Source organism: Saccharopolyspora sp. NPDC050642 (assembly GCF_040654735.1).
Taxonomy (GTDB): Bacteria; Actinomycetota; Actinomycetes; order Mycobacteriales; family Pseudonocardiaceae; genus Saccharopolyspora; species Saccharopolyspora elongata.
In genome coordinates this window covers 122,413-133,222 of the sequence record NZ_JBFAIN010000021.1, presented here as the reverse complement: position 1 = coordinate 133,222, position 10,810 = coordinate 122,413, and the positions used below count along the sequence as shown (strand labels likewise).

At 70.2% G+C, this 10,810-nt stretch carries 9 protein-coding genes; 4 read left to right on the top strand and 5 right to left on the bottom strand.

Going from position 1 to position 10,810, the window contains the following annotated elements; all coding sequences use genetic code 11:
* Positions 1-129 precede the first annotated feature (129 nt).
* A complete protein-coding gene (locus AB0H93_RS28000) occupies positions 130-1,542 on the bottom strand; it encodes an aldehyde dehydrogenase family protein (RefSeq protein ID WP_358576297.1) in 1,413 nt (470 codons plus the stop codon).
* An 85-nt stretch (positions 1,543-1,627) separates the two neighbouring features.
* Positions 1,628-2,242 carry a DsbA family protein gene (locus AB0H93_RS27995; RefSeq protein WP_358576296.1) on the bottom strand — a complete coding sequence of 205 codons (615 nt, stop codon included), beginning with the start codon at positions 2,240-2,242 and terminating at the stop codon, positions 1,628-1,630.
* Positions 2,243-2,468: 226 nt separating this feature from the next.
* Between AB0H93_RS27995 and pepN the strand changes: the two genes are divergently transcribed.
* Both pepN and AB0H93_RS27985 read left to right on the top strand, forming a co-directional pair.
* Positions 2,469-5,042 (top strand): aminopeptidase N, encoded by a 2,574-nt coding sequence (gene pepN, locus AB0H93_RS27990; protein ID WP_358576295.1) that lies wholly within the window; start codon positions 2,469-2,471, stop codon positions 5,040-5,042.
* Positions 5,043-5,187: 145 nt separating this feature from the next.
* On the top strand, positions 5,188-5,922 hold the full coding sequence (locus AB0H93_RS27985; protein ID WP_358576294.1) for a response regulator: 735 nt from the start codon (positions 5,188-5,190) through the stop codon (positions 5,920-5,922).
* Between the two features lie 112 nt (positions 5,923-6,034).
* Here the strand turns inward: AB0H93_RS27985 and AB0H93_RS27980 are convergent, their stop codons facing one another.
* Both AB0H93_RS27980 and AB0H93_RS27975 read right to left on the bottom strand, forming a co-directional pair.
* Entirely contained in the window at positions 6,035-6,538 is a 504-nt protein-coding gene (locus tag AB0H93_RS27980; RefSeq protein ID WP_358576293.1) for a DUF5130 family protein, read from the bottom strand.
* On the bottom strand, positions 6,525-6,785 hold the full coding sequence (locus AB0H93_RS27975) for a hypothetical protein (RefSeq protein WP_093275028.1): 261 nt from the start codon (positions 6,783-6,785) through the stop codon (positions 6,525-6,527). Before AB0H93_RS27975 ends, AB0H93_RS27980 begins: the two co-directional genes overlap by 14 nt.
* 391 nt (positions 6,786-7,176) lie before the next feature.
* Here AB0H93_RS27975 and AB0H93_RS27970 point away from each other — a divergent pair, with 391 nt between their 5' ends.
* Complete coding sequence (locus tag AB0H93_RS27970; protein ID WP_358576291.1) at positions 7,177-7,734, top strand: hypothetical protein; 558 nt, start codon at positions 7,177-7,179, stop codon at positions 7,732-7,734.
* A 71-nt stretch (positions 7,735-7,805) separates the two neighbouring features.
* On the opposite strand, the gene AB0H93_RS27965 is transcribed toward AB0H93_RS27970, so the two are convergent.
* Positions 7,806-8,456, bottom strand: coding sequence for an HNH endonuclease (locus AB0H93_RS27965; RefSeq protein WP_358576290.1), 651 nt, complete (start codon positions 8,454-8,456; stop codon positions 7,806-7,808).
* A gap of 221 nt (positions 8,457-8,677) precedes the next feature.
* On the opposite strand from AB0H93_RS27965, the gene AB0H93_RS27960 reads away from it, so the two are divergent.
* Positions 8,678-10,792: a prolyl oligopeptidase family serine peptidase gene (locus AB0H93_RS27960; RefSeq protein WP_358576289.1), complete on the top strand. Its 2,115-nt coding sequence runs from the start codon at positions 8,678-8,680 to the stop codon at positions 10,790-10,792.
* Positions 10,793-10,810 lie beyond the last annotated feature (18 nt).

Below are 10,810 nucleotides of genomic sequence, written 5' to 3'. Positions count from 1 at the left end.
TGTTTTGTTTTTTTTGGTTTAACGCGGTGTCAAAACCCCACCCCCCGTGTGGGAGGCCCCAACCCCGGGGGCCGGGCTCCCGGTGGTGCACCGCAGTTTCAATTGAAACTGCGGTCCACCACCAACGCGTCAGCGCTGGATGGACTTGGTTTCGAGGAACTCCTCGATGCCGTGGCGGCCGAACTCGCGGCCGTTGCCCGACTGCTTGTAGCCGCCGAACGGGGCGTTGGGGTTGAAGCGGCCGCCGTTGACGTCGACCTGGCCCGTCCGCAGCCGCCGGGCCACCGCCAGGGCCCGCTCGTCCGAACCGAACACCGCGCCCGCCAGGCCGTAGTCGGTGCCGTTGGCGATCCGCACGGCCTCGTCCTCGTCCCGGTACGGCAGGATCGACAGCACCGGGCCGAAGATCTCCTCCTGCGCGATGGTCATCTCCGGCGTCACCCCGGCGAACACCGTCGGCCGCACGAAGAAGCCCTTCTCCAGGCCCTCCGGCCGCTCCGGCCCGCCGGCGACGAGCTTCGCGCCTTCCTCGATGCCCTTGCGGATGTAGTCCACGACGCGGTCCCGCTGCGCCTCCGAAACCATCGGCCCGATCCGGGTGGACTCGTCGGTGGGGTCGCCGACGGTGTACTTCGCGGCCGCCGCGACGGCCAGTTCCACCGCCTCGGCCAGCCGCGACTCCGGCACCAGCATGCGACTCAGCGCGTTGCAGCTCTGGCCGCCGTTCGGGAAGCAGCCGGCGACGCCGAGCTTCACCGCCTTGGCCAGGTCGGCGTCGTCGAGCACCACGTTCGCCGACTTGCCGCCGAGTTCCAGCGCCACCCGCTTCACCGTCTGCGCGGCCACCTCCGACACGCGCCGGCCGGCCCGGGTGGAGCCGGTGAAGGACACCATGTCGACGCCCGGGTGCGCCGCCAGCGCCTCGCCGACCACCGGCCCGGTGCCGTGCACCAGGTTGAACACACCTGCCGGCACGCCCGCGTCCGCGACGATCTCGGCGAAGATCGCGGCCGTCAGCGGCGCTACCTCGCTGGGCTTGAGCACCACGGTGCAGCCGACCGCCAGCGCGGGCACCACCTTGGCGACGATCTGGTGCAGCGGGTAGTTCCACGGCGTGATCGCGGCGACCACGCCGATCGGCTCCCGCACGATCAGCGAGTTGCCGACCTCCTCGGTCCAGGCGAAGCCGTTCTCCAGCACGTCGGCGATCCCGGCCGAGGTCGCCACCGGGACGCTCGCGTGCACCTGGGTGGCGAACTTGATCGGCGAGCCCATCTCGGCGGTCACCGTCGCGGCGATCTCATCGCGGCGCTCGGCGATCCCCGCGGAGATCCGCCGGGCCGCCGCGATGCGCTCCGCGAGCGGCGTGCCCGCCCAGCCGTCGAAGGCGGCCCGGGCCGCGGCCACCGCGGCGTCCACATCGGACGGCGTGCCAGCCGGTACCGAGCCGATCACCTCCTCGGTGGCCGGGTTGAGCACCTCGATCCGCGCCTCGCCGCCCTCGACGTGAGCACCGCCGATGATGTGGCCGGTGTGCGCCATGAAGCCTCCCTGATCCAACGCAGCAGACGTCACGGCGAGCCTGTCACAACGAACGAACCCCGGGAAACCCGCGAAAGGCTGGTGATCAGTCGAACCTGGGCGACTCGGTGCGGGTCCGCTTGAGCTCGAAGAAGTACGGGTAGCTGGCCAGCGCGAGCGCCCCGTCGAACAGCTTCGCCGCCTCCTCGCCGCGCGGGATGCGCGTGATCACCGGGCCGAAGAACGCCACGCCGTCGACGTGGATGGTCGGGGTGCCGACCTCGTCGCCCACCGGGTCCATGCCCGCGTGGTGGCTGGCGCGCAGTTCCTCGTCGTACTCGGTGCTGCCGGCCGCCTCGGCCAGCGACGCGGGCAGGCCGACCTCCGCCAGCGATTCGGCGATCACCTGGTCGAAATCCTTGTTGCCCTGGTCGTGCAGCCGGGTGCCCATCGCGGTGTAGAGCGGCGACAGCACCTCGTCGCCGTGGTGCTTGGCCGCGGCGATGGCCACCCGCACCGGGCCCCACGCCGTGTCCAGCAGCTCCCGGTACTCCTCCGGCAGGTCGCGACCCTCGTTGAGCACCGACAGGCTCATCACGCGGAAGTTCAGGTCGATGTCGCGGACCTCGGCGACCTCCAGGATCCAGCGGGAGGACACCCAGGCGAACGGGCACACCGGGTCGAAGTAGAAGTCGACCCTGGGTCGGGCAGCGGCGGTCATCAAGCCTCCAACGTTCGAGAAGTAGCCCGCGGGCGCGTTCCAGCGCGCCCCGTCATGGGTACCAACCCCGGTAGAGCCGTTTGTCTTCCCGCCCGGACCGACACGCCGACCGGGGGAGCCTGACCCGCCCGGCGGCACGGCCGCACGCGGACGTGATTTGATGCCTGCGCCAGGTACGCCAGGCGTGCCTGTCCTGACGAGTCCCCGACGAGCAACGAGGTGATCCGTGGCCCCGCCGAACCTCACCCGCGAACAGGCCGAGCAGCGCGCGGCCCTGCTGGAGGTCCAGTCGTACGTGATCGAACTGGATCTCACTGCCGGCGCGGGTGGGCCGGACGTGGAGACGTTCGGTTCCACCACAACGGTGCGGTTCCGCAGCAACCAGGCGGGCGCCGACAGCTGGATCGACCTGGTGGCCGACCGGGTCCACAGCGCCGTCCTCAACGGAGTCGAGCTCGACGTCTCCGACTACGACGAGTCCACCGGCATCCGGCTGCCGAACCTGGCCGCCGACAACGAGCTCGTGGTGCGCGCCGACTGCGCCTACACCAACACGGGCGAGGGCCTGCACCGCTTCATCGACCCGGTCGACGGCGGCGTGTACCTCTACAGCCAGTTCGAAACCGCCGACGCGAAGCGGATGTTCACCTGCTTCGACCAGCCCGACCTGAAGGCCACCTACCAGATCGCGGTGGACGCCCCGGAGTCGTGGAAGGTCATCTCCAACGCCACCGCCGAGGTCACCGGATCGGCGAACGGCAGGCGGCACGAATTCGCCACCACCAAGCCGATGTCGACCTACCTGGTGGCGCTGGTGGCCGGGCCGTACGCCGAGTGGCGCGACGTCTTCCCCGGCGGGGACGGCCAGGACGAGATCCCGCTGGGCATCTACTGCCGCGCCTCGCTGGCCGAGCACCTCGACGCGGAGCGGCTGTTCACCGAGACCAAGCAGGGCTTCGGCTTCTTCCACAAGGCGTTCGGGGTGCCCTACCCGTTCGGCAAGTACGACCAGTGCTTCGTGCCGGAGTTCAACGCGGGCGCGATGGAGAACGCCGGCTGCGTGACGTTCCTGGAGGACTACGTCTTCCGGTCGAAGGTCACCGGCTACCTCTACGAGCGGCGCTGCGAGACGGTGCTGCACGAGATGGCGCACATGTGGTTCGGCGACCTGGTCACCATGCGCTGGTGGGACGACCTGTGGCTCAACGAGTCGTTCGCGACCTGGGCCAGCGTCCTCGCGCAGGTCGGCGCGACCCAGTACGACCACGCCTGGACGACGTTCGCCAGCGTGGAGAAGTCCTGGGCGTACCGCCAGGACCAGCTGCCGTCGACCCACCCGGTGGCCGCCGACATCCAGGACCTGCAGGCCGTGGAGGTCAACTTCGACGGCATCACCTACGCCAAGGGCGCCTCGGTCCTCAAGCAGCTGGTCGCCTACGTGGGCCTGGACAATTTCCTGGCCGGGCTGCGGGTCTACTTCAACCGGCACGCCTGGGGCAACGCGACCCTCAACGACCTGCTGCGGGCGCTGGAGGAGGCCTCCGGCCGCGACCTGTCGTGGTGGAGCGCGCAGTGGCTGGAGACCACCGGCCTGAACATGCTGCGGCCGCGGTTCACCACCGACGACGAGGGCCGGTTCACCTCGTTCGAGGTCGTGCAGAACGGCGCCCGACCCGGCGCGGGCGAGCTGCGCACGCACCGGCTGGCGATCGGCATTTACGACGACGAAGGCGGCAAGCTGGTGCGCAAGCACCGCGTCGAGCTCGACGTCACCGGCGAGCGCACCGAGGTCCCCGACCTGGTCGGCGTGCACCGGGGCAAGCTCGTGCTGGTCAACGACGACGACCTGACCTACTGCTCGCTGCGCTTCGACCCGGAGTCGCTGGCCTCGCTGATCGACCGGATCGGCGACATCGACGAGTCGCTGCCGCGGGCGCTGTGCTGGTCCACCGCCTGGGAGATGACCCGCGAGGCGGAGCTGAAGGCGCGCGACTTCGTGACGCTGGTGCTGGGCGCGTCCGTGGACGGCGGCATCGGCGCCGAGAGCGAGATCGGCGTGGTGCAGCGGGTGCTGCTGCAGACCCAGACCGCGCTCGCGTCCTATGTGGACCCGTCGTGGCAGGGCGAGGGCTGGCGGCGGTTCTCCGGCCGGCTCTTCGAGCTCGCCCGCGCGGCCGAGCCCGGCTCGGACCACCAGCTGGCGTTCGTCAACTCGCTGGCCGGCTCGGTGCTCTCCGCCGAGCAGGTCGCCGAGCTGCGCGGCTGGCTGGACGGCTCGGCGCCGCTGGCCGGGCTGGCCGTCGACACCGACCTGCGCTGGCAGCTGCTGCAGGCGCTGGTCGCGCACGGTGCGGCCGGTGAGGCCGAGATCGACGCGGAGCTGGAGAAGGACCAGACCGCGACGGGCCGGCGGCGCGCGGAGCGGGCGCGGGCGCTGATCCCGACCGCCGAGTCCAAGGAGAAGGCCTGGCAGCGGGCCGTCCACGACGACCAGCTGCCGAACGCGGTCAGCGACTCGATCATCGCGGGCTTCCAGCACCCGGCCCAGCGCGAGCTGCTGGCGCCGTACGTGCGGCGCTACTTCGACGAGATCGACGAGGTCTGGCAGCGCCGCTCCAGCGAGCGGGCCCAGCCGACGGTGATCGGGCTGTTCCCGTCGTGGGCGGTCACCGACGACACGGTCGCGGCCTCGGACGCCTGGCTGGCCGGCGAGCACCCGTCGGCGCTGCACCGCCTGGTCTCGGAGGGCCGCGCGGGCATCGTGCGCGCACTGGCCGCCCGGGAGTTCGACCGCTCCTGAGCTGATCGGTCGAGGGGCACCGGCGACTCGGTCGCCGGTGCCCCTTTCGCGTTGGGCGAGCTTCCGTTTCGGGTGAACACGAATCGTGTCGAAATGGACACGGCGAGTAAGATTTCGTTGTTCTGCCCGACGTGAGGGGGCGTCGATGCCCGAGCTGATCACCGCCATCGCGCAGCTGCTGTGGCCGTTGATCGCGCTGCTGGCGATCGTGGTGTTCCGGCGGGCCATCGGGCGGGTGCTGCGCACCGCCGAGAAGCGGGAGCTGGAGTTCGAGATCGGCGGCCAGAAGCTCACGATGCACGAGCTCAACGATCAGCAGACCGAGATGATCCAGGACCTGCAGCGGCAGCTGAGCATGCTCAGCAAGGAGCTGGCGGACCGCGACCGGATCGGCATCCCGGCGGAAACCCCGAAGCCGCTCCCGGTTCCGGCCCTGCCCGAGCCGCCCGAGATCTCCGGCAACGGCGACGGCCACACCGAGGACGAGGTGCCGCCGGTCGGTTCGGAACCGCTCGCGGTGCTGTGGGTCTCGGAGAAGCCGGAGGCGCACGCGATCCTGGCCGAGCAGCTGAGGGACAACGGCGTGCGGGTGACGATGACGACGAACAACGACGCGGCGCTGTCGGAGCTCTCGCAACGCCAGTACCGGCTGATCGTGGAGGACATGGGCCGCAAGGAGAACGGCCGGTGGCGCCCCGACGCGGGCTTGGCGCTGCTGCGCGAACTCCGCGACCTGGGCGTGGACACCCCGGTGATCGTGTACAGCACCCAGCGGGCCCAGCAGCAGTACGGCGACCAAGCGCGACGGCTGGGCGCGGTCGGCACGACGTCGTCGGCCTACGAGATGTTCCAGAACCTTCAGAGCTTCGACCTGCTCTGAGCCTTCAACAGACGACGGGGCCGTGAATCCCCTGGGCCGCTGAAGCGACCAGAAGACTCACGGCCCCGCACCTGAAGATCCGTGAACGCGACGTCGAGCCCGGAAGCAGGCCCTAGTAGCGGGCTCGGGACTCTTGGTAGCTGGTGCCTGCCGCGTCGGCCAGCATGCGGAGGGCTCCGATGAGGCCGTCGATCAGCTCGCCCTCCTTGAAGGACGCCACCATGCTCATCGCCGCGAGCTGGCAGCTGCGGTCCGGGATCCGCCGGTGCGCTTCTTCGCCGGTGACGATCTCGAACTTCTGCTGGCCCGGCGACACCGCGATCAGCACGCCATCCCCGGCCTGCGAGCCGAGGTTCACGTGCAGTTCCTCCGCCTGCTTGCGGGTGTCCTCGCCGAGGTCGCCGAGGTAGATCGCGAACTCCAGCCCGGTGCTGCGACTGGACAGCGTCAGCGCCTCGTCGAGCCGCGCGAGCTGGCCCGGGCCGAACGGCAGCCGCGGGCGGTCCGGTTCGACGTGGCGCGCGATGGACAGCCGACCGGTGGCCATCATCGCTTCGCCGACGCCGAGCTCACCAGCGTCCACGGCGGATCGCTCCGCGATCTCACCAGTTGCCACGTGCGCCTCCCCGAGCGGTGCTCGGCCGCGCGTCTGCCGGCGCGGCCTCCGAATCCACGTCTGCCACCGGCACGGCGGTGTTCACGCCCGCCGGGTTGGCCACCCAGTACACCGGCGCGAAATCCCACTCCTGCCCCGCGCGGTAACGCGGACGGGTGAGCCTGGGCCACATCGCGATGAGCACGATCAGGCCGTAGAGGGCCGCTGGGATCACCGCCAGGTAGAGAACAGTCTCCGCCACAGTCACGCGAGTACGGTATCCGATGACCGCCGCTTCGTGCGCCCGACCTGTGGCGCGCATGATCGGCGTCGGTAACCGTCACCGAGCCCAGGCCCGGACACGTTCGAGTGATCCGAAGGCCGCCGCGAGCGCCCCGAGCGCGGTTCCCGCTGGTGGAGAGCGAATCGGGCGACACCCGGGACTACGTACGGTTACTAGTCAAGAGTGTTATACATCACTTAAGGTAACTCGTTCAGAGTAACTAGTGCCCCCGAATGGGGTCCAACCAGACGGTTGCAATGCACGGCGACTTGGCGGCTTGTTCCTGAGGGTTCCTGCTCCTAGTTTTTCACCTGTATGGGTCTTGCATATTTGATCACATGCGTTCAAAGCGTCATTTGAATGCGGGAGGCACACAATGTCGATCATCGAAACCGCCACTCAGAGCAGCGTCATCACCCTTCCGACGATTGACCGGCCACTGCTCGAACACGGCGTCCGGATCAGCGGCCGAGACCGCGGCGTGCGCATCAGCGGGCGGCACGGCGTGCGGATTTCCAACGGGGTGCGGATCAGCCGCGGGGTGCGGATCAGTGGTCGACAGGGCGTTCGGATCAGCGCGCAGCACGGCGTCCGGATCAGCCGCGAATCCGGCGTTGGGATCAGCGCGCAGCACGGCGTTCGGATCAGTGCATGCCTTCAGGGCGTTCGCATCAGTGGCCGACACGGTGTGCGCATCAGCAACCAAAGCGGGGTGCGGATCAGCGGGCGACAGCAGGGCGTGCGGATTTCGAACGGGGTGCGGATCAGCCGCGGCGTGCGCATCAGCGGGCAGAGCGGAGTCCGCATCAGCGGGCGGCAGCAAGGCGTGCGGATCAGCAGCCAAAGCGGAGTCCGCATCAGCGGGCGACAGCAGGGCGTGCGGATTTCCAATGGGGTGCGGATCAGCGGGCGGCAGGGCGTGCGGATCAGCTGATCGGGCTCGCCGCAGCGGAACCGCCCGCCATCTCGCGGCACCGCAGCTCGCCGGTCGGCCCGACCGGCGCGTCAGGCCGCGGGCTCACCGAGGTACGGCAACCACAGCGGGTCCGTTTCGGACAGTCCCGCCAGCAGCCGCCAATGCCGCCCGCGCGGCGCGTGCGGCGCCACCGGCAGGCGCCAGCCCAGCTCGCTCAGCGTCTTGTCCGCCTTGCGGTGGTTGCACTTGGTGCAGCAGGCGACGCAGTTCTCCCAAGTGTGCGGCCCGCCGCGACTGCGCGGGACGACATGATCTATCGTTTCGGCGCGAGCACCGCAGTACACGCACCGGTAGTTGTCCCGCAGCATCAGCGCGGCACGGGTCAACGGCACCCGACCGCGGTACGGCACTCGCACGAAGTTGCTCAGCCTGATCACGGACGGGACCTCGACGCTATCGGTGGCGGAATGCAGCACCATGCCTGCGGAGTCACCGTGCACGACCTCGGCCTTGCCGCAGACCAGCAGCACGATCGCCCGGCGCAGCGGGAGCGCGGTCAGCGGTTCGAAGGTGGTGTTGAGCAGCAGCACCCGGCGTTTTCGCCAGGACGACGCGTGACCGGGAGGCCGGTCGGCCTGCGGCGGCGATGTGCCGGCGCGGCTCGGCGGGCACAGCGGGGCCCGCGGCGCGAGGCTCGTGGCCTTCAGCGCCGGTTGTCGGGTCGGTTGTCGGTCGGGCACGCGACCACCTCCACCGGTGTCGGGCATAGTCGAACATAGAACCCCGCCCGAACGCACGTGTGATTCGACACTCGACGTCGAGTGATCGATTACCGCCATCATTCCCGATCATGCGCCCGTAGAACAACGCTGATCGTTCCGGGTGATTCGATCGGTGTTTCCGGAAAAATGATCACTCCGAGATCAACGAACGGTCGTCGGATGCACGTATCGTCGCTGCCGTGACCGACGTGCAAGCAGCGCAGCTGACCTACCCCGGCGCCGACCGCGACGACATCGTCGAAGACCTGCACGGCCACCAGGTGGCCGACCCGTACCGGTGGCTGGAAGACCCGGCCGAGCCGCGCACCGAGGCGTGGTCGGCGGCGCAGGACGCGCTCGCCCGGACCTGGTTGGACGCGTTGCCCGGCCGGGAGGCGATCGCGGAGCGGATGCGGTCGCTGCTGTCGTCCGGTTCCGTCTCGGCGCCGGCATGGCGCGCGGGCCGGGCGTTCTTCACCCGCCGGGAGCCCGAGCAGGAGTTCCCGGTGCTGTACGTGCGCGAGGCCGACGGCACCGAGCGGGTGCTGCTGGACGTCACCGAGCTGGACCCGTCCGGGCTGACCACCTTGGACAGCTGGACCCCGAGCCTGGAGGGCGACCGGCTGGCCTACCAGATCTCCGTCGGCGGTGACGAGGAGTCGCTGCTGCACGTGCTGGACGTCGCCACCGGCGAACTCGTCGAGGGCCCGATCGACCGGTGCCGCTACTCGACGATCTCGTGGCTGCCCGGCGGCGAGGAGTTCTTCTACATCCGGCGGCTGGCGCCGGAACTGGTGCCCGACGGCGAGGAGCAGTTCCACCGCCGGGTCTGGCGGCACCGGGTCGGTTCCGACCCCGACCAGGACCTGCTGGTGCACGGCGAGGGCCTGGACCACACCTTCTACTACGGCACCCGGGTGTCGCGGGACGGCCGCTGGCTGGTCATCGAGGGCAGCCCGGGCACCGCGCGGCGGGATTCGGTGTGGATCGCCGATCTCGCGGCCGGCGACGTCCCCGAGCTCCGGCAGGTCGTGGACACCTCCGACGGGTACCGCGTCGGCGCCTGGGTGGAGCGCGACGGCCGGCTGTACGTGATGACCACGCTGGACGCGCCGCGCTGGCGGCTGTGCGTGGCCGACCCGGCCCGGCCGGAGCCGGCCAACTGGACGGAGCTGATCGCCGAGGAGCCCGATTCGGTGCTGGAGGCGGTGCGCTGGTTCGACACCGGCGACGGTGACCCGCAGCTGGTGGTGCTCCGCACCCGGCACGCGGTGTCCGAGGTGACGCTGCACGACCCGGCGACCGGGCGGCGGACCGCCGAGGTCCCGCTGCCGAGCACCGGCCAGGTCACCTCGCTGACCACTGTGGACGAATCGACCGACCGCGACCGGGACCGGCTGTGGATCGGCTGGACCGACTTCGCCACCCCGCCCTGCGTGCACGCCTTCTCGCGCAGCACCGGGACCACCGAGCTGGACCAGCAGGCGCCGGGCACCGTCGAGCTGCCCGCGGTGCACACCCAGCAGGTCACCTACCGCTCGCTGGACGGCACCCCGGTGCGGATGTTCCTGCTGAGCGCGAGCGCCGAACCGGACCGCCCGCGGCCGGTGTTCATGACCGGCTACGGCGGCTTCTCGCTGTCCCGCGAGCCCGGGTACACACCGTCCGCGCTGGCATGGGTCGCCGCCGGCGGCGTCTGGGCGCTGCCCTCGCTGCGCGGTGGCGGCGAAGAGGGCGAGGAATGGCACGTCGCGGGCATGCGCGAGCAGAAGCAGCACACCTTCGACGACTTGCACGCAGCGGCGCAGCACCTGATCGACGAGGGCTGGACGACCTCCGAGCAGCTGGCGATCTCCGGCGGTTCCAACGGCGGCCTGCTGGTCGGGGCGGCGCTGACGCAGCGCCCGGACCTCTACCGCGCGGTGGTGTGCTCGGCGCCGCTGCTGGACATGGTCCGCTACGAGCAGTTCCTGCTGGGCCGGACCTGGAACGACGAGTACGGCACCGCCGACGACCCGGAGGAGCTGGGCTGGCTGCTGTCCTACTCGCCGTACCACAACGTGGCCGACCAGACCGACTACCCGTCGGTGCTGTTCACCGTCTTCGAGTCGGACTCCCGGGTCGATCCGAACCACGCCCGCAAGATGTGCGCGGCGCTGCAGCAGGCCACCAGCTCGGACCCGGCGAAACGGCCGATCCTGCTGCGCAGGGAGACCGAGGTCGGCCATGCCGCGCGCTCGGTGTCCCGTACCGTGGGGCTTGCGACCGACCAGCTCGCCTTCCTCGCGGAGGCCACCGGACTCGCCCTGGACTGAGCCCCGAACTCGGTCCCG

Bases quoted from the DNA above. Each gene is read 5' to 3' on its own strand.
- AB0H93_RS28000 (WP_358576297.1), bottom strand. From the start codon at position 1,542: ATGGCGCACACCGGCCACATCATCGGCGGTGCTCACGTCGAGGGCGGC.
- AB0H93_RS27995 (WP_358576296.1), bottom strand. From the start codon at position 2,242: ATGACCGCCGCTGCCCGACCCAGGGTCGACTTCTACTTCGACCCGGTG.
- AB0H93_RS27985 (WP_358576294.1), top strand. From the start codon at position 5,188: ATGCCCGAGCTGATCACCGCCATCGCGCAGCTGCTGTGGCCGTTGATC.
- AB0H93_RS27970 (WP_358576291.1), top strand. From the start codon at position 7,177: ATGTCGATCATCGAAACCGCCACTCAGAGCAGCGTCATCACCCTTCCG.